Origin of the sequence: Syntrophothermus lipocalidus DSM 12680, assembly GCF_000092405.1 — a bacterium.
Classification (GTDB): Bacteria; Bacillota; Syntrophomonadia; order Syntrophomonadales; family Syntrophothermaceae; genus Syntrophothermus; species Syntrophothermus lipocalidus.
In genome coordinates this window covers 1,947,074-1,969,084 of the sequence record NC_014220.1, presented here as the reverse complement: position 1 = coordinate 1,969,084, position 22,011 = coordinate 1,947,074, and the positions used below count along the sequence as shown (strand labels likewise).

Below are 22,011 nucleotides of genomic sequence, written 5' to 3'. Positions count from 1 at the left end.
ATGGGGTGGAGCTGGCTGTCTACGGTGCCGTGTTCCTTGCCGGGTTTTGCCTGACCTTGGGAGTGGGGTACACGTTGTTCTGGGAACGGATGGCCGTCTTGGAAAGACTTGAGCACTACACCGAGGAGCGCAAGAAGACCATTTACCAGGAGCTGAACCAACCGCTATCGCAGCGGGTTTTCAAGCCCCTGATAGGAGCCGCATTGCGAGGCATGAAGCGGTTCGTTCCTAAGGAAAAGGCCCGGGCTTACGAGCACAGGCTGACTCTGGCTGGCAACCCGCACGGGCTTGAAGCCGAGACCTTCGTGGCTGCCAAGTACGGGGTGTTTGCAGCTGCGGTGCTGCTGGGGCTTTTGACCCGCTCGCCTTGGCTGCTTGTGTTACTGGGCATGGCCGGGCTTTTGCTGCCCGATATGTATCTGAACCTGTGCCGGCGGCAGCGCTCGGAGGGCATACTCAAAAGCCTCCCCGACGTGTTGGACCTTCTGAGTGTCAGCGTGGAGGCCGGCCTGGGATTCGACGCGGCCTTGCAGAAGGTGGTAGAAAAAAGCCAGGGCCCCCTGGCGGACGAGTTCGACACCGCCCTAAACGAAATCAGGATGGGCAAGCCCAGGCGCGAGGCGCTTCGGGACATGGCGCGGCGCGTGGAAGTGGATGACGTCTCGACCTTCGTGGGAGCGGTAGTTCAGGCGGATACCCTGGGGGTCAGCATCAGCAACGTGTTGACGGTGCAGGCTGAACAGGTTCGCCAGAAGAGGAGACAGCGGGCGGAAGAAAAGGCGCAAAAAGCTCCGGTAAAGATACTCATACCCATGCTCTTTTTTATATTTCCCACTATTTTTATAGTGCTTTTAGGCCCGGCTTTGCTTCAAATCGGCAAGGTTTTCAAGTAGGAGGACGTTTGCTTGCTGGTTATAAACCTTACACGAAACCAGGTGCTGGCGGAGCGGGCGGTTTACGCTGGTACCTTTTGGTCCCGTTTCCGCGGGTGGATGGGCAAGAAAACAGCGGAGTTCGGGGAAGCGCTTTTACTCGATCCCTGTCGAAGCGTGCACACTTTCTGGATGAGGTTCCCCATCGACGTCGTTTTTGTAAGCGCAGACGGGTTAGTCGTGCACGTCATTGAGAAAATGGAACCGTTTCGCTTTAGTCCTGTAGTTAGACGTGCCAAGCTGGTAATTGAGCTTCCGCCTGGTGTCGTGAGCCGTACCGGAACCCGGGCAGGCGACAGGCTGATGCTGCAGAATAGTGGTGGTATTTTTTTATAAAATAGGGACTTCTTTCGTGTTGCAAACAGAGAGACTATAGTCATGTTTTCGCGTTGCGCGTCGCGGAAACCCACCCCTGTCGATGGTTCTGATAAACAAGGTAAAAACGTTGACAGTTCGGGCATTTGGTGCAAGAATAAAGATAGGAAAAAGGGGGGAGGGGTTAGTATGCCATGCCGCAGGTATGTTATTTACGTGGCGTGGAACGACAAGAAATACAAGCTGGGAATGTCTGCCAATCCCCAGATCGACCTTTCCTTCTTGAACCGTAATGAGGGATACGACCATATAGCCTACATCTCGTCTCCCCTACCCCTGGCTGTAAGTGACTATGTGCTGTCGACCATTTCGAAACCCCAGGAACGGATAGGTAAAGACTATTCTTCCGGGCTCAAGCTGCCCCTTGTTAGTTCTCCGGCGAGAAGTGTGAAGCGCATTATAGACGCCAAATTCAAGCAGGTGAAGAAGGAGCTGGAACAGCTTAAAGAAGAATGCTTTTTGGAAAAACCTTTACATTTTTCCAGTAAGTCCATCAGTATAGACTATTTTTCCCTGCACAGGTACGAGGATGCTCTCGAAGACATTCTGGCGGGCCGTATTTATTACCGTCGCGAGATAGAGCGACGTTTGAAGGAGCGGGGAATTGAACTAGATAACTTGGATGTTTTGCTTCATCTTTCGACCCTGAGGGGGCAAGTCCAGCAGGTACCATCGATCAAGATAGCGGAACCTGACAGGATGGTGTGCAACCGGTGTGGTCACCACGAACGTATCAAGAAAGCGTACTGCAACGTAGGCAAGAGAGAGTGCTATTTCTGTGAAGGCTGCCTTATGCTAGGTGAGTCTAAACCCTGTGAGGCACTGTACGCCGCTCCGGCCCGTCCCCGGATGCAGGAGAATTATGTGAAGAGCGTAAGGCTGAACCTGGACATCGCTTTCAGCTTGCCACAGTATGAGGCGTTTGAAGCACTGGCACGCTTTGTACGCAAGGATAGCTTGTCGGAGGCCATGGTCTGGGCGGCCAGCGGTGCGGCCCGTCCTGAAGTTGCCTACGGGGCTATCAGGGAGATTTTGAAGCGGGGAGGCAGGGTGCTTTTTGGTATACCGCGTAAAGAGATCATGGAGGAGATGAACTATCGCCTTACCCAGGCTTTCCCCGGGGTTACAGTGGCCGGGGTACGGGGTAAGGTGACCAAGGCGGTGAAGGACCCGGACATCGTTCTGGCTTCTGCCTATCATGCTCTCAAGTACTACCGCAATTTCGACCTGGTCATCCTGGACGAAGCAGAGGCTTTCCCGTTTCGGGCTTGTGATATGCTGGTGAATGCCCTGAGGCGGGCTAGGAAGACAGACGGCAAGTACGTCTATATAACCTCTACGCCTGACTCGGCTATGTATGCCCGGGCCCAGCGCGGCGAGGTCAAGGTTATCATGATACCTCTGCGGGTGCACGGGATTCCGCTGCCGGTGCCAAAAATGATAGTCGAGAAAGATATCCAGGGGGAACGCAAGATTCCCGACAGCCTGTTTGGGTTGGTCCGGGAAACTATCGAAGAGGACCTGGCCCAGCTCCTAGTGGTGGTGCCGGACCAGGGTACTTCGGCGAGGATAGGCGCATTTTTGCGGGAGAAGTTCATGGAAATGGCGTATGGCGATGCTGACCGGCTTTTGATGTCGACCGGGTGCCAGGACGAGGAGCAGCAACGCAAGGTCAACAGCTGGGTGCGGGGAGAATTCCCAATCCTGGTTACGACCAACCTGACCCGGCGAGGGGACGTGGCCCCTAACACCAACGTTATCGTAGTTTACGCCGATAACCCGACTTTTGATGAGGGTGCCCTGCTCCAGCTTGCCGGAAGAGTGGGGTGGTCTGATAGTTACCCGACCGGGAAGGTATGGTTCATAGCCTCGCGGATGACGCGCCCCATAGAGGGGGCTATAAGAAAGATTAACCTGTTGAACGAGGAGGCGGAAAAGAAGGGGCTGCTCGAAACCGGCGCCGTGAAGCGCAGTGATCTGAAGTCATGAGGTGGGGCCTATGTTTGAGTTCCTATTCGATCTGGTTTTTCCTCACAACACCTGTGCCCTCTGCCGCAAACCGGGCCTTTACTGGACTGGGAGGCCGTGGTGTGAGGAGTGTGACCGAAAACTAGAGGCGACGAGAGAGAACCGGCCTGTTTGCGATAGATGCGGAAAGTACCTGTGTGGCGGGGATAATCAGTGCCAGGATTGTAGCGAACAAGCTCCGCCATTTTTTATTGCCCGGGCCGTGGGACCTTATGAGAAGTGTTATAAGGTGGCAGTGAAGCTTTTAAAGTTCATGTGCCGGGGTTATATTGCCGTCCGCATGGGGCGGATGATGGCGGAAGTGGTGAAGAACGAGCCGCGCTATTGGCCTCTGGACCTGGTTATCCCGGTCCCCATTTCGCAGCCGAACCTGATGAAACGCGGGTTCAATCAGTCCGAGGTACTGGCGCGGAACGTGGCCAAAGCCCTGGGGCTTAAGATGCTGCCGGACGTATTGGTGCGGGTCAGGGAGACCCCTTCCCAGCGGGAATTGACCAAGGAAGAGCGGCAGCAGAACTTGAAAGGAGCTTTTGATGTTCGGGATTGCGAAAAGATCAGGGGAAAGAATATACTTTTAGTAGACGACGTGTACACTACCGGTTCTACGGCTAAGGAGTGCGCGACGGTTCTCTTGGACGCCGGGGCCAATCGGGTTTCGGTTATAACTTGGGCCTCAGGCAAGGGATTCTGAGCGAACCGCAGCCACAGACCCGGCACTCAGCCTAGGTCTAAGTTAGTGACTGGCGGATTGCAGTTCGCTAGGAGCTATGTATTACGATTTAGCTGAGTGCCGGGAGATGTACACAGACCTGGCACTCAACCTAAATCCCGGCTAGCGACCAAGGCCTTCGAACCCATGGTCGTATTACAACTTCATTCAGTTGAGTGCCGGGCTGATTGACACAGATATTTTAATTTAATTAGACGCTGATTAACGCAGAATAGAAATAAATAACAATAATAACAAATAATACACAAAGAATAATATGCTGGTGTGCTAATATATTATCATGGTAATGTACAACAGCCAGAGTGTATTTAATAGTGATAACTTAATGATAACTTATTAATGTCCAAAACCTGCATAATTCTGGGTCTAATGAATATCTGTGTCCATCAGTGAAAAATCTGTGTTAATCTGTGGCTTGTAAGCAGAGGTGAGAGAATGCAGGACCTGAGGAACTGCCCGGAATGTGACCGCCTATTCGTATACATGGGGCGGAACCTCTGCCCGCGGTGCGCGGAAAAGGCCGAAGAGGAGTTCAGGGTGGTGAAGGAGTACATTAGGAAGTATCCCGGAGCCACCGTCATCGAAGTGGCCGAAGCTACCGGGGTTGATGAGCTCAAGATTCTGGATTGGCTGAAAGAAGGCCGCCTCATATCCAAGGGCCTGGCCAAGGCTGCGGTGTTTTATTGCGAGAGTTGCGGGACCCGCATATCGGAAGGGCGGTTCTGCAGGCGGTGTCTGGATGAACTGAATAAGGCCGTTACCCAGACCGTAAAGGCTTTAAAAGGCGAGCCTGAGAAGCGCAGCGAACCTGGAGAGAGTCGGGGTAGGGACCGCATGTTCATAAAAGAAAAAGACGCGCGTCTGGGTTCGGATGATGACGACTGAAGGCTAAAGCCGGAGCAGGAAGAAGATAGGCGGAGGAAAACGGCAGAGAAGGCTTCTGAGAAGGTTCAAGTTTGGCTGGCGCATGACGAAACTCATAATAGCTATTACAAAGATCAATATCCGTAGACTATGTGTGAGAGCTGTTGGTGAACGCTTATTCGAGTCAACGAAAGGTTATTCACTCAACAAAACCGCAAAAGACGACGGGGTATCCAGGTACAGGAGAACCCGCGCCGCAGTGATAATCATGCTTTGACCAGGCTGAGTGCCAGGTCTGTGCCAATCTGTGTTAGTCTGTGGCCGGAAAGAGGGTGTTAAGTATGAACATAAGTACGAGTCAAGTGCAAAACGTCTTAAAAATATACGGTCGCCAGTTCAAAGCCAACCGGGTCCAGCCCAAGAACGAGGCAAACGCTCCGGTGCAGGCGGATCAGGTGACCATATCCAGTGACAGCCGGGTGAAACAGAAGGCGGTGGCGGCGGCGAAGGCTGCTCCCGAGGTCAGGGAGGAGAAGGTCAACGAGCTGCGCCAGGCCATAGCTACCGGCACCTACACGGTGTCTAATGAAGAGGTCGCGGAAAAGATAATCTACCGGTCGCTGGTGGATAAGCTGGTCTAGGTGCAACCGACAACTGAGAGATGGTGTTAACAGGGGACTGCGCATGGTCCCTTTTTGTTTGGGGGAGTTAAGAATTGAGAATTAAGAATTAAGAATGAAGAATGAAGAGAGGGAGGGATTGGGGTGGAAATATTGGATGCTTTTCTCAGGGTGTTGGAAGAAGAGACCGAGGTGTTGGAAGACCTGATCGCGATTGCGCGGGAGAAAAAGCAACTGGTAGTGCTGGGGAAGGTAAAGGAGCTACAGGAACTGTTGAACCGGGAGGCGCGGGCAGTGACTGCTCTGGAAAAGGCAGAGGCTGAGCGCCACCAAAGGCACGAAGCTTTAGCCCAGGAGTGGGGCAGCACCGCTCTTGACTTGCGTGGGGGCCAGCTTATAGAGAAAGCGCGAGAGCTCGGCCTGGAGCAGGCCCGGGAACTGGAAGAGCGTATTGAGTCCCTTAACCAGGCTGTGACTACGCTAAAGTTTTTGAACCGGGAAAACGAAGATCTCATTAAGCAGTCTATCGCTTTTATCCAGGCGGTGGAGCGAGAACTGACTGGAGGCGGCGCTACCACTTACACGCGTAGCGGAGGCCTCGTGTCCGACCAGCCACCGACCAGCCTGGTGGACAGAAAGATCTAGCCGCAGAGCCATAGGGCCACAGATAAACACTGATTGGCGCGGATGCACACAGATTATAACAGTATAAAATGGTGTTGGGCAGTTTACAAGAGGGTTCATGATTCCGAGCTGTACTTCAGCAACGCCGAGAGAATTTATTCGAGAGACTGGCTGACTTTTATTAGGGGGTTGTCCTTTTCAAATAGAGTTATGTTTTAAACCAGTATTTTATCAGTGTTAATCTGTGCCAATCAGTGTTCATCTGTGGCTGAAAAAGGAGCGTCCTTCATGCGTTCGATGTTTCTCGGACTAGAAATAGGAAGAAGAGCCATCATGACCCAGCAGACGGCACTGGACGTGACCGGGCATAACGTGGCCAACGCCAACACCGAGGGGTATTCCCGTCAGGTAGCGGTAATGGTTACCACTCCCGCTTACCACAGCCCAGCCCTGACCCAAAATCTGAGCGTGGGGCAGATAGGTACAGGGGTCAAAGTCTCGGAGATCCGGCGCCTGCGCGACGGGTTCGTGGACATGCAGGTCCGGGACGAGACGAATACCACCGGTTACTGGCAGGCTCTGCAAACTGCCCTGGACAAGATTGAAGCGGTGATAAACGAACCCAGCGACGAGGGACTTCGTGGGGTGCTCGACAACTTCTGGCAGGCTTGGCAGGATCTTAGCGAGTCTCCTGAAAACGAATCAGTCAGGCAGGTCGTGGCCCAGCGGGGGATGGCGGTAGCCGACACCTTCCACCACATTTACAACCAGCTTCAGGAACTGAGAGAAGACTTGAATTCCCAGGTTAAGGCCAAGGTGGACGAGCTGAACTCCTACGCGACCCAGATAGCTGACTTGAATCTGCAGATACAGGCCATAACCATCGCCGGCAAGGAGCCTAACGACCTGAAAGACCGGCGGGACCTCCTTTTGGACCAGCTGGCCAAGATAGTGGACGCCAAGATTGTATATGAACTGGACGGGATGGTTACGGTGATGGTGGGCGGCACTCCGCTGGTCCAGGGGATAACCACCATGAAAGTCGGGCTTAACGCCGACACCAACGGAATTTACAAAGTTGTGTGGGACCCGGACCCGTCCGGACACCCGGGAACTTCGATTACCGGGGACCCGGCTGACGACCCGGGATACACCGAGCTGCATCTCAAATCGGGCGAGCTTCTGGGCCTGCTTGAAGCCCGGGGCCCGGCGGATCACTCAACTCTGGGCAGCGAGCGTAACCTGGTGCCAGACCTCATGAACCGGCTTAACCTCATGGCGAAAACCGTGGTCATGACCACCAACGCCCTGCACCGGGCCGGCTACAGCCTGAATAACACCACCCCCTACCCCGACGGGCTTGATTTCTTCAAACAGGCGAACGAGGACAGCATCACCGAATGGGCAAAATACATCCAGGTGGCCGATGAGATAGTATCAGACCCCAAAAACATCGCAGCTGCTCTGAACCGTACCAGCGACGACACCGGCAACCCGGTTAATTTCGGAGACGGCGCCAATGCCTTAAAGATTGCCCAGCTCAAGCACACCCTGAACCGGAATGAATACTGGACTGCCTCGGACGAGATAGATGTTACTTTCCCCGACAGTACTCAGTTTCAGGGGAATTTCACGGTGAGGTATGGCGGGGTCGATTACGAAATTACGATGAGTGCTCCGGCCGAGCCCTACCAGGACTTCCAGGAGGTAGTGAATGCTATCTCTGGCCAACTGGAAGCGATGGGACTGAACGTCGGGGTGAGGGCCGAGGGCAAGAGGCTGGTTTTCTACTCGTCAAGCGACCAGTTCCAGGGGGTTACAGGCGGGACGTTCCCGGCTTCCGGGTTCAGTAATGTGGCTGCACGAACGATGATCCAGCAGGTGACGGTAGACGACTACTGGCGCTCCCAGGTCTCTTCCGTCGGGGTCATCTCGCAGGAGGCGACCCGGATGGTGGAGAACCAGGAGGTGCTTCTGGACCAGCTCGAGGCCAAGCGCCAGGCCACCAGCGGGGTTTCGCTCGACGAAGAGATGGTGAACATGATAAAGTTCCAGCACGCCTACAACGCCGCGGCCCGCTACATCACCGTCATCGACGAAGCCGTCGACGTCATCGTCAACCGCATGGGCGTGGTGGGAAGATGAATTAAGAATTGAGAATTAAGAATTAAGAATGAGGGGGTTGTCGATCGGGAAGACGGTCTGATGGGATGATCAGAGTAATGCGTGATGGTTCAATTCTTCATTCTGCATTCTTAATTCTACATTCTTCATTAAATGGGGTGTTACTGTGAGAGTCACGAATTCGATGATGATAACCAACCTGAAAAGGGACCTATCCACCAACATGAGAACCCTGGAGAAATACCAGAATATGCTGGCTAGCGTCCAGAAGATAAGGAAGCCCTCCGACGATCCGGTGGCGGTCATCAACACCCTGCGCTACTCGAGTACCATAATGGAAGCCGAGGAATACCTGGGGAAGATAGACGAAGCCAAGAACTTCCTGAACACCACCGACAGCGCCCTGGGCAACATCACCGATATCCTGCAGCGGGCCAATGAACTCACCATCCAGGGACTGAACGGGACGAACTCCGAAGCTTCGCGCGAAGCGATAGCCAAAGAGGTGCGCCAGTTGGCCGACCAAATAGGGGTCATCGCCAACACCACATACGGTTCGAAACATGTATTCGCGGGAACTAACGTCACCGAAGCCCCGTTTACCGGAAGCTCGTGGATAGGAAACGACAGGGTGATGGAGCTTGAGATCGGGGCCGGGGTTAAGATACCGGTTAACTCCGTAATGGGCAAGTTTTTCTACAACGAGGATGCGGACGAACCCGGGCTTTTCCAGCTTTTGAACGGGATAGCCGACCACCTTGAAACCGGGGATACTACCGCGCTGCAGAAGGACCTGGGGCTGGTGCAGGAGCGGCTCGACCAGTGCAACTCCGAACGGGCCATCGTCGGGGCTAAGGTGAACCGCCTGGAGCTCCAGCAGAACCGGCTCGAAACCACCCGGACCAACTACACCGAGCTTTTGAGCAAGAATCAAGACGCGGACATGGCCGAGGTGATAATGGACCTGAAGATGCAGGAAAATGTCTACCGGGCATCGCTCGCTGCCGGCGCCCGCATCATTCTCCCTAGCCTGGCCGACTTTTTAAGGTAGAATTGAGAATTAAGAATGAAGAATGAATGAGTGAAGGATTAGATGAACAGGGATAATCTCATCCAGGACAAGAGCTATCGTTTCGCCCTGCGGGTTGCCCGCGTGTACCAGTATTTGGTGAGAGAAAGAAGGGACTATGCGATAGCGAAACAGGTGCTGCGTTCGGGAACCAGTATAGGCGCTAACGTAGAGGAAGCCGTAGCGGCTCACTCGAAAAAGGATTTCATAGCTAAGATGACGATAGCTCTGAAAGAAACACGGGAGACGATATACTGGTTGAGGCTTCTGCGTGACAGCAGCTGGCTCGAGCAGAAGTATGCCAATGACATACTGAGGGATGCGATAGAGCTTCGCAAGATCCTAACCGCCATCGTCAAAACATCCAAGAAAAACGACTCCTAATTCCAAATTCTGCATCCTTAATTCTAAATTCTTAATTCTGAATTCTGAATTCTTAATTCCATGGGGTGTCACCATGCAACTTAGGATCGACCAAGTATTCGCCCGCATAGGGCTGAGCATCAAAGATCCAATGTTTCGTCTAGACGTGACTTCGCCCAGGCTGAACGTGAAGTCGAATCCGCCGCGGCTGGAGATAACGAGCCGCCTGCCGGACATCAGCATCGACCAGACCCAGTGCTTTGCCGACATGGGAAAAAGGACCCCGGTAGAGTTTATGAGCTACATGGCGAACCTGGCCTGGGCTTCGGGACAGCAGGGAACCGAACGTACAGCAGCAGAAGGCGAAATGCTGGCATCCATCGAAGATGGGGTGACCGTTTCCGACATCGCCTTCGAAAACTCGTTCGACATAAAGGAGTACGACGTGGCTGCGGTGCCGTCACACCCGCCCGAAATCGGCTTCGCCGTATACCCGGTCAATATCAAGGTAGAGCCGGGAACAGTCGAGGCCGACCTGGAACCGGGAGCGGTGCGCGGGAATCTCGACTGGGGGCAGGTGAGAGCCTACCTCCTACAGCCACCGCAGCTCGATATTCAGTACGTCGGCAGAAACTACGATAACATAATTTAGAATTGAGAATTCAGAATTTAGAATTAAGAATTGGCGACGGGTGCGACCAAACGGTAATTCTTAATTCTGCATTCTTAATTCTTAATTCGTTCAGTCGATTTGGGGGTGTTGGTTTTGTTGCTAAAAAGCAGCCGCCTGGGCGAGATCGAAATAGATGATAAGCAGGTCATCGACTTCCCGGACGGCATTCCCGGCTTCGAATCGGAAAAGAAATTCGCCATTTTTTCTCTGGCACCGGACGCCCCGTTCTACTACATGCACTCGGTCCAGAGCCCTGACCTCTGCCTCGTCCTGGCGGTGCCTTTCATGTTCTTCCCCGACTATGCGGTTGACCTACCCCAGGAGGAACTGGGGAAGCTAGCCGCAGAGGAAGACGCAAAAGGACTGGCGGTTTTTGTGGTGTTGACTATACCCGACGACTTCAGAGATACGACTGCCAATCTCCTCGCCCCGGTAGTCGTTAACCTGGATAAGCAAAAGGGAGTGCAGTATGTGCCGGTGCAGTCCCCCTACAGCACCCGTCACCGCCTGTTCAACCCGCAAGAACCAAAAAAAGCGGCTTCCGCCGGGCAGGGGTTGTAGAGTATGCTTGTATTGAGCAGAAAAAAAGACGAGGCCATAGTCATCGGAGATAGCATCCGCATTACGGTAATCGAGATTCAGGGGGACAAGGTGAGGCTGGGCATCGAAGCGCCGCGCGAGCTCGCGGTGTACCGCCAGGAGATCTACGACGCCATCCGCGAGGAGAACCGCCTGGCAGCCCAGACCGCCACAGGCATAGAAGGACTGATAAAGGAATTAAGAGTTAAGAATTAAGAATGAAGAATGAAGAATGAAGAATTAGGAAATTAATTCTTAATTCTGCATTCTGAATTCTTAATTTACAGATGGGGGTGGAATGATGGTCACGAGGATAACCGGATTAGCGAGCGGCATCGACATCGACCAGTGGGTCAGCGACCTCATGAAGGCCGAGCGCACCCGGGTCGACACCTGGTACCAGAAGAGGCAGGTACTGGAATGGCAGCGAGAAGACTACCGCAATATAAACACCAAGCTCCTGGCTCTCAGGAACGCTACCTTCGACCTCAAGCTCCAGGGAAGTTTCCAGTCGAAAACGGCGACATCTTCCGACACCAGCGTGCTCACCGCGTCGGCAGGTACGTCTGCGGTTGCCGGCACCTACACCGTGAAGGTGAACAGCCTGGCGAGCGGGGTGTACAAGTCTAGCACCGAATCCCTTGCCGACGAGCAGGGGACCAGCGGGACCAAGACCCTGGCCGAACAGTTCGGGTTGAGCGGCACTGTTACATTTACCCTGGAAGGAACCGTAAACGGCGAGGCCGTTTCTAAATATTTTTCGTTCGACACCTCCACCGCCAACATATACACGGTGGTGAGCGAGATAAATAAGGCGAATATCGGCATCAAGGCTTCGTACGACAGCACCTTGAACCGGTTCTTTCTCGTGACCGGCTCCACCGGCAGCCAGGCTAAAATCACGGTCAAGGCGGACGACCAGGGTTTCCTCAGGGACAAGCTGAAGCTCGGTGTCGAACTAAACACTACTTATCAAGGGACTAACGCCAGCATCGACTTTAACGACCTGACAGGTCTGGAGTTTTCTACCAACCAGTTCACGGTCGCCGGCATCACCTTCAACCTGAAGAGCACGTCCGCCAGCACGGTCACGGTCAGTGTCGGAAACGACACCGAGGCGGTCGTCGAGAAGATAAAGGCCTGGGTCAACGCTTACAACGACGCGGTGGGACTCATGTTTACCGAGCTGAACGAGGAGCGCTACCGCGACTACCAGCCCCTGACCGACGACCAGAAAAAAGAGATGAAGGAGTCTGACATAGAGAAGTGGGAGGCGAAGGCGAGGAGCGGGCTTTTGAGAGGAGATTCTCTCCTCTACGGTGTATACAGCCGCGTGCGTTCTGCCGCCATGGCCCGAGTCGAGGGCCTGTCCGGGAGCTACACCTCTTTGAGCGCCGTCGGCATCACCACCGGTTCCTACCGGGAAGGCGGCAAGCTCTACCTCGACGAGTCCAAGCTCCGCCAGGCCCTAGCCCAGGATACGGAGGGAGTCATGAACCTCTTTACGAAGACCAGCGAGACCTCATCCGGTCAGGGGCTCGCCGTGCGGCTCTACGACGAGCTGACCAAGAGCATGAAGCTCATCACTGACAAAGCCGGCTCCGGTACCGGCTACTACGACTCGAGCACCATCGGCCGGGAAATCTCGCGCATCAACACCACCATCGACAAGCTGGAAGACCGCTTGAAAGACATGGAGGACCGGTACTACCGCCAGTTCGAGGCCATGGAGCAGGCCATCCAGCGCATGAACCAGCAGAGCATGTGGCTGGCCATGCAGTTCGGCGGCTCTAGCCAGCAGCAGTAGAAATTGTTTAGACGCAGAACGACGCAGGAATAAATTAAAATAAAAGAATTAATAATAACGTCTGCGTCAATCTGCCCTAAAAATGCACCGGCATTTTCATTCTCTAGTGGTGACGCCATCAGGTGTCGTGAGGGTCTGCGTCTTTCAAAAATCTGTGGCTCAAAAGAAGGAAATCGCGAGAAACGGAATGCAATCGCGCGAAAAATGCCATAGAAAGTTCGAAATCCACCCTGAAAAGATTAAACCTCTGGGGTGGATTTTTCGATATTTTACGTAACAGCACCGGAGCCGGGCCCGTGCCCGGGACTCCGGGAAAACAGGAAAGGAGGGGTAGAGAGGAATTAAGAATGAAGAATTGAGAATTAAGAATTAACAATCAGTGCCAGAACGCAAACCAATTCTTAATTCTCCACCTTCAATAACTTAGTTCCACGTTCCTGATATAATTCTTCATTCTAAACTCTTAATTCTTAATTGATCCGGCGGCATGGACGCCGCCCGAGAACGTTACAAGGAGGTAGATTTTTTATGCGTATCAACCACAACATCGCGTCTCTCAACACCTATCGCATGCTTACCCTGAACAACACCTTAACCGCCAAGTCCCTGGAGAAGCTCTCTTCCGGCCTTCGCATCAACCGCGCCGGCGACGACGCCGCAGGTTTGGCCATAAGCGAGAAGATGCGGGCCCAGATCCGGGGTCTCGACATGGCCGTGCGCAATTCCCAAGACGGCATCTCCATGATCCAGACGGCTGAGGGTGCCTTGAACGAGGCCCACTCCATCCTGCAGCGCATGCGCGAGCTGGCGGTGCAGGCGGCCAACGACACCAACACCGACGTTGACCGCGCCGAGATCCAGAAGGAAATGAACCAGCTCACCTCGGAGCTGAACCGCATCGGCAACACCACCGAGTTCAACACCAAGAAGCTGCTGGACGGCGGCGGTTCGAAGGCCACCGAAGGCACGGTGCTCACCACCACTGAAGGCGGCAAGGCAGGCAATATCTCGCCTGTCGAGACGCTGGCTGCCAGCAACACCGCCAAGGCGGAGACCAGCTTTTATTTCACCAATGACGGCGGCGACGACCTGCGCTTTATAATCCGGGCCAAGGACACCGGCGAGGAACTGAACGGCTGGATGTTCAAGCTGGTTCACGATGCTGACGCGGGGGATGAAAATGTCGAGAGATCCGGTTACCTGGTCACGGTGACCACTGACCTCTCAACTAAAACCGCGCAAAATATCGAAGACCTCATCAACAACTCCGGGTTGGTGACCAAAGAAGTGGACGTCCAGGTGGTGTATGCCAGCGGAACAAACGCCGGCCAGGCCTTCACCGGGGGACTCAACTCAGCGACGGCCTTAAACAACCGCACCACGGCGGCCATGACCGGCGGGGCCAGCTCGCCTACCCGCGGTGTGTACGCCTTCGACATTACCCAGGCGTTTGTCAAGAATACCGACACCTTTGATCTGCGCATTGCCCGCGACGGCGTCATCGGCGGGTACCAGACCATTAAGCTTCAGGCTAGGCTAATAGGAGATGGGTCATCGGGCAACATCGACTTCACCATCGGCACCGCTGCCGACAAGTACAATGCCGAACAGCAGGCGCAGAGCATCGCCACCGCCCTGGCAAATAATACTACAGTCAATACCCTTTACGACGTCTCTTACAGCGGCACCAAGGTCATCCTGACGGAAAAGGCGAACAAGATAAGCGAGATTGCCGTGGAAAAAGTGAGCGTATCCAGTACCGCCGTACAGGGAGTCATGACTTACACTCACACTTCGCAAAACATGCTCACCGCCGGGGGGAAGTTCACCATTGACGGCGTGGACATCCTGGTGGTGGACGACGCCGTTAAGTATGCTGCCGAGATTACGGCCGGGCAGGCCATACTTTACGAGACTACGGACACCGCGACAACCCAAATGTCAAAGCTGAAAGATGCCATAACCAACAACACCCGGCTCAACGGCAAGTATTCGGTATCGCACAGTTCGGGTACCTTGACCTTCACCCAGGTCTCCGGTTTTGAATCCGATACCCCTGTAAGCATGATCCTCTGGGACCGGGCGGGCAACGGCTTTGAGGCCACCTTCCAGGTGGGAGCCAACAGCGCCCAGAGCATGACGGTTCAGATTAACGACATGCGCTCTCTGGCCCTGCACGTGTCCGGTCGCACCGCGGGCGGTGACGTGGTGGCCGGCAACGGGCAGATCGCCAAGCTGACCACCACCAAGGTGGTCACCAACGGCACCACCAATGAAGCGGTGGAGTACGCCCTGGACGTGTCCAGTTACGACACGGCTACGGCGGCCATCAGCGTAATTAACGACGCCATAGAAACTGTTTCCGCCGAGCGCTCCAAGCTGGGTGCTTATCAGAACCGCCTCGAGCACACCATCAACAACCTGGGAACCTCGGCCGAGAACCTGACCGCTGCCGAGTCCCGCATCAGAGACGTGGACATGGCGAAGGAGATGATGGAGTTCACCAAGATGAACATCCTGACCCAGGCCGCGACCGCCATGCTGGCCCAGGCCAACCAGCAGCCGCAGTCGGTCCTGCAGCTCCTCGGAAGATAGCAAGTTGTCAATTATCTGGGGGCTGGGAGTTTCTTCTCAGTCCCCTATTTTGTCCAGGCATAACGAGTGTGATTTAAGGGTGGGACGGCAATGACACGTCAGACAACCGAATGCGTGTGCGATTTCTGTTTTTGCGGAGTTATTCGATGAGGGTATTCTGAGAATGAGTGGACACTTCAGGGCTGACGCTGACGCAATCTGTCGTCCCCTTGTATTTGCAGGTGGCGTCATATTGTGCAGACATTAACCCAGGGAATATTGACCTGGGTCATAGGATGCTAACAGGGATTACTCCGGCGACCAGTTTGAAGTGAGCGTTCAGTGCTGGAAGCTTCTGCCCCAAGCCGATTGTCAGGTAAAAAGGGGTATCATACTGGTAACGGCCCAAGGCGTTTGTTCTTATTACATTTTCCCAGGCGATGTCTGTAACCACCAGGTTGTATTCGTTACCCTGGTAGGTAAAATGGGCTCTTACCTGCAGGGAATGACGAACACTCAAAGTAACTTCAAAGGTAGCTGTGGCTACTTTGATTAGCATTATGGACGACTTCAGATTGCGGCATTCCTCTGGTGTCAGCCTATCACTAGCATTCCCCAGTACGTATTCTTGATCGCTAAGAAGCCCATCGAGAACTTTTCTCCTATCGGTGCGTTGTCCTTCCAGAAGGTTATAAGTTTTTCTCCACGGGAAAGTTCTGTCAATTACCCAATTCTCCGGTTGGTAATACAGGGGCTCAGGCTGAGTAACCGCGATTTCGATGACGTCCAGAAGCTTCGGTAAGTCGCCCCTCCTTTGGTATCTTATGTCATTCTCATAAAGTTCTGCTCCGCCCGCGTTTACCGGTCGCAGCCAGGTGCGAGTTTCAGCGTCTATACCTGCAATGCACGTTCCTCTCATCTTGCGTGAGACGGCAAGACACAAGAGCTTTTTCCTCGGCATTCAACCCCTCCCCATGGACTTTACAGATGTTCTATTCTCGTTCCCGGGATTAGACTGGCGAAGTACTCTGCGACCAAGCGTCGGTGACAAAAGTTTGGTTTATCTTCCGCGCAGAGGAAACACACAGCATCGGATTCAGCAATTCGGTCTGTGTAAGTGCTTGCTTCTCGCTCTTGCAAGAGGTTTAGGAATCGCTTTTCGTACTCTGGCCAGGAGATCGCTTTCTTTTTATAGCTGCCCAACAAATCCTGGGTAGGAGCCAAGTTGGTCAGGTGTTCATATTCGATACCTACCAACCCTAGCACGTATGCCAAGTCATCTTTCTTAGCGAAGCCCGCCAACTGCGAAGTGTTGTTTAATCTTATGTCTATGACTTTCTTAACTCCGGCGCTCTTCAAGCGAGCTACGAATTCCCGCAGGTTTTTCTTACTAAAACCAATGGTATAAATTACCACAATATCACCTCAAAATAGGGTTGTAACGTAGGGGCTATCTACCTCCTCGCGCTGACTAGGGGGCTCGTACTCAAAGGCTTCGATGCCATACTGCCTCATGAACTCTGCTACCAATGAACGATGACAAATGCTGGCGTCGGGACAAAAGCAGACCAACGCTATAGACTTACCGGCCTTTAGCTTTTTCCATAGCCGCCGAAGGGCTGACTTCTTTTCTTCTTGTTCTAATTCCCCAACGAACTGTTCTTTGTAAATGGGCCACCACATTTGCGGATCTTGGTCTTTCCAACGGCTTATGAACTGATTAAAAAGCCCGGGACTCGGAGCAAGTTCTGGTACCCAGAGCAGGCTGCTGGAAGGCGTATACGACCTAGTTATCTGCCAGCGTTCGTCACATGAGACTTGCCTGCATCGAGTTAGAGACACCGTAATCAGCTGGCCAGCCATAATCATCACATCCGTCAGCGTGTTGCTTCTGTTGACATTATACCACTTGCGCAAGCTTTGCGAACCAAACAGTTCAAGGGGACGGCAAACTGTGTGAAAACGAAATTGTGATGCGTAATCATACCTCTAGTTGTATAATATCCACTCGCTTGCGAAACCAGCAGTGCCTAGAGTGTATATTTATGCTGTAGCCAGCCAGTTCTCACACAGTCTGACGGTTCTTCTGTGTAAACACTTGGACCATTTGTCCAAGTTATTTCGTTCTAACCGGGAGCGTGCACGAGAACCTTCCCCGTGTGACTGTTTATGAGAATATATTTTGGGCAGAAAATAAAAGAAAGCAGGAGATAGCAGGACGTAATTCGCTTCAATGTCTCAAAAAGCCTGTTAACGATTTTTCAGGGATGACGATAATATACATCGGGTACGCGCGCGAGGCGGTGTTGGGAGCGCGGTGATTATGGTATAGACCAAAATCAACGTGCAAGGAGGTCGTTTGTCCATGAGGATCAACCACAACATCGCGTCGCTTAATACCTACCACCAGCTTTCCCTTAGTAACATTCTAATCTCCAAATCCCTCGAGAAGCTCTCTTCCGGCCTTCGTATCAACCGTTGCAACTAAGCGCTGCCATAACTGTGATCAGTCGAGCTATAGGTTTGGTTTCAGCCGAGCGGGCCAGGCTGGGAGCTATCCAGAACCGCCTGGAGCACACCATCAATAACTTGGGTACTGCTCTGGAAAGCCTGACGGCAGCGGAGTCGCGCATAAGGGACGTGGACATGGCGAGAGAGATGATGGAGTTCACAAAGAACAATATCCTGCAGCAGGCAGGCACGGCGATGCTTGCCCAAGCCAACCAGCAGCCGCAGTCGGTTTTGCAGCTCTTAGGAAGGTAGGCTGCAACAACGCCAGTGGTGGAGGTGGTCGGGCAATGAGCATGACCCATGAGGTGGCGAACCGGGCGTTAGGCCTTGTGGAAACCATGGGAGAAGCGCTGGTTTTTGCCTCGGAACGGGCCCAGGATGAGGACACGTTCTGGACGGTGAACACCATATGCGATGTAGGCGAGGCGCTGGTAGCGATAGAACGGGCGTTTCAGGCAGTAGGAATCGAATGCAAGACTACCCTCTGGCAGGAATGGTCTGACTGGCTGTGGGAGGTCCTGGACCGGGCAGCCCGGGCCTGCGTGGAAGAAGAGTGGGAAAGGGCCCGGGAGATACTGGAGGGGCAGCTCATACCTGCTTTTGAGGGATGGAAAGAGGAGACGGGCAAGATTCTTGCGCCTTGTGTTCTTTGTTAAGGCGGGCGGCTGAGGGTTTTCTTCCCGCGCTTCCCGGGTTAGACAACAGCTCTGGAGTGCTTGTTTTGCTCCAGAGCTTTTGTTATACCTTAACCAGGGGGAGGCGCAGGTGAAAAAGGAGAATGGGGGATTGGAAGTTGGGGGAGAAGAAGCGGAGATTACTGATGCCTCAGTATATGGCGAAGTTCAGGTGTATAGGTAATGAGTGCGAAGACAGCTGCTGCGTGGGCTGGAGGGTGACGATTGACGAAGAGACCTACAAAAAGTACCGGCGGGTGAAAGAGCCCGAACTGGCCGGTATGTTTGCGAAGCACGTGGGGCGCAACCGCTCCCAGCCGTCGCCTGCTGAGCACGCGCGGGTGAGGATGAAAAAAGACGGTCGCTGCCCCTTTTTGACCGGTGAGTCGCTCTGCCTCATCCAGCTTAGGCTCGGGGAGGAGTATCTTTCGAACACCTGCTACACGTACCCTCGTACTGTCAACGAAGTGAACGGGGTGTTGGAGAGGTCGGCGACCATGTCCTGTCCGGAAGCGGCGCGGCTCGCGCTTTTGAACCCGGAACCGATGGAGTTTGATCTTGTCGAAGAAATGGTACCGGAGCGGACGCAGATCAAGACCAAGGTGGACAGCAGGGCTCTTGCGGCTGCCAACCGACCGGTGCGGTATTTCTGGGAGATACGGGAGCTGGCTGTCGATATCCTGCAGAACAGGGCTTTGCCTTTGGACGACCGGATGGTGCTTTTAGGCATGTTTTGCCGCAGGCTGGGCGAGGCGGTTGAGGGGGGGCAGGTACAGGAGATCCCCGGCATTGTGGACGAGTACCGCCGCGTGCAGAACGATAAGGCAACGGCGGAGATGCTGGCTGGTGTGCCGACCCAGGTGGAGCTGCAGGTTAAGCTGGCTAAGGAACTTGCTGACGAGCGATTTGCCGAGGGCATAAGCAGTGCCAGGTATCTGGAGAACTTCGCCTGGTTCCTGGCAGGGGTGGGATGCGTGAAGGGGGCTTCGTTTGAGGACGTGGCGGTCCGCTACCGGTCGGCTTACGAGGACTACTTCGTGCCGTTTGTCAGGGAACACGGCTACATCCTAGAAAATTACCTGGTTAACTACGTATTCCGCAGCCTGTTTCCCTTCGACCAGAAGGATATCTTTGACGCCTTCGTGATGCTGGCTGTGCATTACGCAATGATAAAGCTGCAGCTGGTCGGCGTAGGGGCTTTTCATAAAGGGCTGACTCAAAAACTGGCGCTTCGCGTCATCCAGGCCTTTGCCAAGACGGTGGAGCACAACACGGCCTACCTCACCCGCATAATCGAGCTTCTGACTGCCGGCGGCTACAACACCTTGCCCTGGATGGCCATACTGATGAAGAACTGAGCCTGTGGCACAACTGACACAAGGGGACGGTTCCGCTGTGCTAAATGTTAGCGAGCACACCGGAACCGTCCCCTTGTGTCTCCAGGGTTGTCCCTCATCTCTAACTGGGAGGCTATCTTTGCCAGTAGAAAAGGGGCGATATCCCCGCTGTAGGTTCGTTTAAGGAGTTCTGCTCGCAGTTTGCCCGGTGTGATATCGGGATGACGAGCCAGAATTGAGTTCATCGCCATCATTCTCGAGGCGTCGAACATGGAAGCCGCCATCAGCAGTTTCTGTTCGCCGGACTTTGCTTTCATAAAGGTATCTATGAGATTTTCGATCTCAGGGTGAGTATCGTTCACGGAGTATCTCCTCCAAGAATGCGTCAACCGCCAGTTCCTTGGCCCAGTATCTTAGGTAGTCCATGTCTATCTGCCCGTGGAGCGAGTCCAACAAATCCTTTATATCTCGTATCTGAATTTCTGAACGAGAAGCTCTAGCCCATTCGAGTTTCGATAATACCAAGTCTTCGGGTGTAACTATCCATACGTCGAAAGTGCCAATTTTGACACGTTTTCTCCTTGCGAATTCGGTTGCCCGGTACGGGGTATCTTTCCGCACGATAAAGTCAACCTTTACGACGGCATCGTAATGTATTGTGTTGAACAAACCTCGGCAGGCGATAGCTTCTCGCACCATATCCGCATCTATGTAAAAGTCTTTCTCGAATAGGCCAACGAGAAGATCAACATCATCACTGCGTAGTTCCACTACTATGTCTATGTCTCTTGTCATCCGGGGACGACCGTAGAAGCTTAAGGCCATAGAGCCCGAGAGCATATACGGTATTTCGCCTTGTTCCAATCGCTCCGTCACCGTTCTAAGAACTTCAATCTCGGTAGGATAGGTCAAACCAAACTCCTCTCTTTCCCAAGCTCGCAGCTCGAGCCTGAGTTAATTGTAGCCCAGCCTGCCAGACAGGTGCAATATACACAGGCTCAACGTCCGGAAGTTCGCAGGACAGGGGGACGGTTCCTGTGTGCTAAATGTTAGCGAGCACACAGGAACCGTCCCCTTGTGCCTAGACGGGGATGGCTTCCTCGAGGACGGTTTTAACGAACTCGGGAGCGGCATCGTTTAAGATGACCAGGTCGACGCGGCAGGGGATGCGCGAGTCTTCCAGGGCCTCCTTGAACAGGGAGAGCTCGCGAGGGGTTGGGGGTGCATAGAACCAAACGCCCAGATCCAGGTCCGAACCTACCGTTTCAGTTCCGGACGCGCGCGACCCGAAGATAACCAGCCGGCAGTTTTTTAGACCGGTCTTCTTAGCAGCTTCCTGGATTTCTTGTCTTATGAATTCAATGCTTATGCTCACGCCCGCTCCTCCATCCGCGCGAGTATCGTTCTCATAAGTGGAGCATAAAGTCGGATGCGCTGGAACACCTCGTTAGCTGTCGACTCGTCGTAAGTGTGTACGGTTAGGTTCCGATCGTCAACCATGTCCATGGCTTGAATGGTTTCCGTATCATCTGCGATGCCGGATTGGTTGAGTCCTCGCATTACTTGTTTGGGTGATCCGGCTTCTAGCCCCTCGATTTCCAAGAGATACCGTCGAGCGGCCTTCCAAAACGTCTCAAATGTGTATTCAAAGCGCTGGATAGCTGCGTCCCTTTCGACGGCCGACGGGGCAGGCAGCTCGAGGAGTTCTTCCAGGGTGGCCAGTGCCTTTTGCGCCCGTTCCAGTCTTGTCCTAAGTTGATGCAGCCGCTTCATGGTAGCTAACCCCCTTGAGAATAATGTTGGATCTGCATTACAGAACATGCAATGCAAAGCATCTGTGGAACGCCTGGACGTGTTTTAGCGGCGAGAAAGAGCCATCGAAAGAGGCGAAGATATGATTGGCGTTCGCGATAACGATACAATCAGTATACATACAAATTCTAGCAATGGCAATACCACCGGCAAGCACCGCGTTATCGTTAGGCAATGATTGTTTTGGGGCAGGATGAATGGATATAATTAACATACGGGACATACGGGGAGAAGGTTTCGCGGGTGAAAGAGGTTGTTACTACGTACAGAACCGGGGATTTTAATTTGTGGATCGGGCTAATGTCTTCAGAAGAG

Annotated in this window: 25 protein-coding genes and 1 pseudogene; 19 read left to right on the top strand and 7 right to left on the bottom strand. The window is 53.6% G+C overall.

The window, feature by feature from the left end; all coding sequences use genetic code 11:
• The first annotated feature begins 5 nt into the window (after positions 1-5).
• The 15 genes from SLIP_RS09505 (at position 6) to SLIP_RS12960 (ending at position 15,383) form a co-directional block, all read left to right on the top strand.
• Positions 6-893, top strand: coding sequence for a type II secretion system F family protein (locus SLIP_RS09505; RefSeq protein ID WP_013176072.1), 888 nt, complete (start codon positions 6-8; stop codon positions 891-893).
• Positions 894-905: 12 nt separating this feature from the next.
• Entirely contained in the window at positions 906-1,268 is a 363-nt protein-coding gene (locus SLIP_RS09500; RefSeq protein ID WP_013176071.1) for a DUF192 domain-containing protein, read from the top strand.
• A gap of 168 nt (positions 1,269-1,436) precedes the next feature.
• Positions 1,437-3,296, top strand: coding sequence for an ATP-dependent helicase ComFA (locus SLIP_RS09495; RefSeq protein WP_013176070.1), 1,860 nt, complete (start codon positions 1,437-1,439; stop codon positions 3,294-3,296).
• Positions 3,297-3,306: 10 nt separating this feature from the next.
• Positions 3,307-4,026 (top strand): ComF family protein, encoded by a 720-nt coding sequence (locus SLIP_RS09490; protein ID WP_013176069.1) that lies wholly within the window; start codon positions 3,307-3,309, stop codon positions 4,024-4,026.
• Positions 4,027-4,500: 474 nt separating this feature from the next.
• Positions 4,501-4,950, top strand: a complete 450-nt coding sequence (locus SLIP_RS09485) for a TIGR03826 family flagellar region protein (RefSeq protein WP_013176068.1) — start codon at positions 4,501-4,503, stop codon at positions 4,948-4,950.
• A 320-nt stretch (positions 4,951-5,270) separates the two neighbouring features.
• Complete coding sequence (gene flgM / locus SLIP_RS09480) at positions 5,271-5,570, top strand: flagellar biosynthesis anti-sigma factor FlgM (protein WP_013176067.1); 300 nt, start codon at positions 5,271-5,273, stop codon at positions 5,568-5,570.
• A 123-nt stretch (positions 5,571-5,693) separates the two neighbouring features.
• A complete protein-coding gene (flgN, locus tag SLIP_RS09475) occupies positions 5,694-6,194 on the top strand; it encodes a flagellar export chaperone FlgN (RefSeq protein ID WP_013176066.1) in 501 nt (166 codons plus the stop codon).
• Positions 6,195-6,461: 267 nt separating this feature from the next.
• Positions 6,462-8,318 (top strand): flagellar hook-associated protein FlgK, encoded by a 1,857-nt coding sequence (gene flgK, locus SLIP_RS09470; RefSeq protein WP_013176065.1) that lies wholly within the window; start codon positions 6,462-6,464, stop codon positions 8,316-8,318.
• A gap of 145 nt (positions 8,319-8,463) precedes the next feature.
• Complete coding sequence (gene flgL / locus SLIP_RS09465; RefSeq protein ID WP_013176064.1) at positions 8,464-9,348, top strand: flagellar hook-associated protein FlgL; 885 nt, start codon at positions 8,464-8,466, stop codon at positions 9,346-9,348.
• Positions 9,349-9,390: 42 nt separating this feature from the next.
• Positions 9,391-9,750 carry a four helix bundle protein gene (locus SLIP_RS09460; RefSeq protein ID WP_013176063.1) on the top strand — a complete coding sequence of 120 codons (360 nt, stop codon included), beginning with the start codon at positions 9,391-9,393 and terminating at the stop codon, positions 9,748-9,750.
• Positions 9,751-9,823: 73 nt separating this feature from the next.
• A complete protein-coding gene (locus tag SLIP_RS09455) occupies positions 9,824-10,381 on the top strand; it encodes a DUF6470 family protein (RefSeq protein ID WP_013176062.1) in 558 nt (185 codons plus the stop codon).
• A gap of 114 nt (positions 10,382-10,495) precedes the next feature.
• Positions 10,496-10,963: a flagellar assembly protein FliW gene (fliW, locus tag SLIP_RS09450; RefSeq protein WP_013176061.1), complete on the top strand. Its 468-nt coding sequence runs from the start codon at positions 10,496-10,498 to the stop codon at positions 10,961-10,963.
• Between the two features lie 3 nt (positions 10,964-10,966).
• A complete protein-coding gene (csrA, locus tag SLIP_RS09445; RefSeq protein ID WP_013176060.1) occupies positions 10,967-11,197 on the top strand; it encodes a carbon storage regulator CsrA in 231 nt (76 codons plus the stop codon).
• A gap of 82 nt (positions 11,198-11,279) precedes the next feature.
• Positions 11,280-12,788 (top strand): flagellar hook-associated protein 2, encoded by a 1,509-nt coding sequence (locus SLIP_RS09440; protein WP_041432986.1) that lies wholly within the window; start codon positions 11,280-11,282, stop codon positions 12,786-12,788.
• A gap of 528 nt (positions 12,789-13,316) precedes the next feature.
• Complete coding sequence (locus SLIP_RS12960; protein ID WP_013176058.1) at positions 13,317-15,383, top strand: flagellin N-terminal helical domain-containing protein; 2,067 nt, start codon at positions 13,317-13,319, stop codon at positions 15,381-15,383.
• A 268-nt stretch (positions 15,384-15,651) separates the two neighbouring features.
• Here SLIP_RS12960 and SLIP_RS09430 read toward each other — a convergent pair whose 3' ends face one another.
• The 3 genes from SLIP_RS09430 to SLIP_RS09420 are packed head-to-tail and all read right to left on the bottom strand — an operon-like array spanning position 15,652 to position 17,225.
• Positions 15,652-16,323, bottom strand: a complete 672-nt coding sequence (locus SLIP_RS09430; RefSeq protein ID WP_013176057.1) for a dual OB domain-containing protein — start codon at positions 16,321-16,323, stop codon at positions 15,652-15,654.
• A gap of 20 nt (positions 16,324-16,343) precedes the next feature.
• Positions 16,344-16,778, bottom strand: a complete 435-nt coding sequence (locus tag SLIP_RS09425; RefSeq protein ID WP_013176056.1) for a DUF488 domain-containing protein — start codon at positions 16,776-16,778, stop codon at positions 16,344-16,346.
• A gap of 9 nt (positions 16,779-16,787) precedes the next feature.
• Complete coding sequence (locus SLIP_RS09420; protein ID WP_013176055.1) at positions 16,788-17,225, bottom strand: DUF488 domain-containing protein; 438 nt, start codon at positions 17,223-17,225, stop codon at positions 16,788-16,790.
• 502 nt (positions 17,226-17,727) lie between these two features.
• Between SLIP_RS09420 and SLIP_RS12955 the strand changes: the two genes are divergently transcribed.
• The 4 genes and pseudogenes from SLIP_RS12955 (at position 17,728) to fliB (ending at position 19,905) form a co-directional block, all read left to right on the top strand.
• Positions 17,728-17,850: a flagellin N-terminal helical domain-containing protein gene (locus tag SLIP_RS12955; RefSeq protein ID WP_242649098.1), complete on the top strand. Its 123-nt coding sequence runs from the start codon at positions 17,728-17,730 to the stop codon at positions 17,848-17,850.
• Positions 17,850-18,125 (top strand): annotated as a pseudogene (locus tag SLIP_RS12950) (flagellin); the annotation flags it as partial. The gene SLIP_RS12955 and the pseudogene SLIP_RS12950, both read left to right, overlap by 1 nt.
• Before the next feature lie 35 nt (positions 18,126-18,160).
• Complete coding sequence (locus tag SLIP_RS09410; protein ID WP_013176053.1) at positions 18,161-18,529, top strand: DUF8042 domain-containing protein; 369 nt, start codon at positions 18,161-18,163, stop codon at positions 18,527-18,529.
• A gap of 122 nt (positions 18,530-18,651) precedes the next feature.
• Entirely contained in the window at positions 18,652-19,905 is a 1,254-nt protein-coding gene (gene fliB, locus SLIP_RS09405) for a flagellin lysine-N-methylase (RefSeq protein WP_148216566.1), read from the top strand.
• A gap of 47 nt (positions 19,906-19,952) precedes the next feature.
• Here fliB and SLIP_RS09400 read toward each other — a convergent pair whose 3' ends face one another.
• The 4 genes from SLIP_RS09400 to SLIP_RS09385 form a co-directional block, all read right to left on the bottom strand.
• Entirely contained in the window at positions 19,953-20,246 is a 294-nt protein-coding gene (locus SLIP_RS09400) for a hypothetical protein (RefSeq protein WP_013176051.1), read from the bottom strand.
• The gene (locus tag SLIP_RS09395; RefSeq protein WP_013176050.1) at positions 20,227-20,796 is read right to left on the bottom strand and encodes a nucleotidyl transferase AbiEii/AbiGii toxin family protein; all 570 of its coding nucleotides are present in this window, start codon (positions 20,794-20,796) and stop codon (positions 20,227-20,229) included. The genes SLIP_RS09400 and SLIP_RS09395 overlap by 20 nt, the downstream gene beginning before the upstream one ends.
• 169 nt (positions 20,797-20,965) lie before the next feature.
• The gene (locus tag SLIP_RS09390; RefSeq protein ID WP_013176049.1) at positions 20,966-21,259 is read right to left on the bottom strand and encodes a nucleotidyltransferase family protein; all 294 of its coding nucleotides are present in this window, start codon (positions 21,257-21,259) and stop codon (positions 20,966-20,968) included.
• The gene (locus SLIP_RS09385) at positions 21,256-21,657 is read right to left on the bottom strand and encodes an HI0074 family nucleotidyltransferase substrate-binding subunit (protein WP_013176048.1); all 402 of its coding nucleotides are present in this window, start codon (positions 21,655-21,657) and stop codon (positions 21,256-21,258) included. The genes SLIP_RS09390 and SLIP_RS09385 overlap by 4 nt, the downstream gene beginning before the upstream one ends.
• Positions 21,658-22,011: the final 354 nt, after the last annotated feature.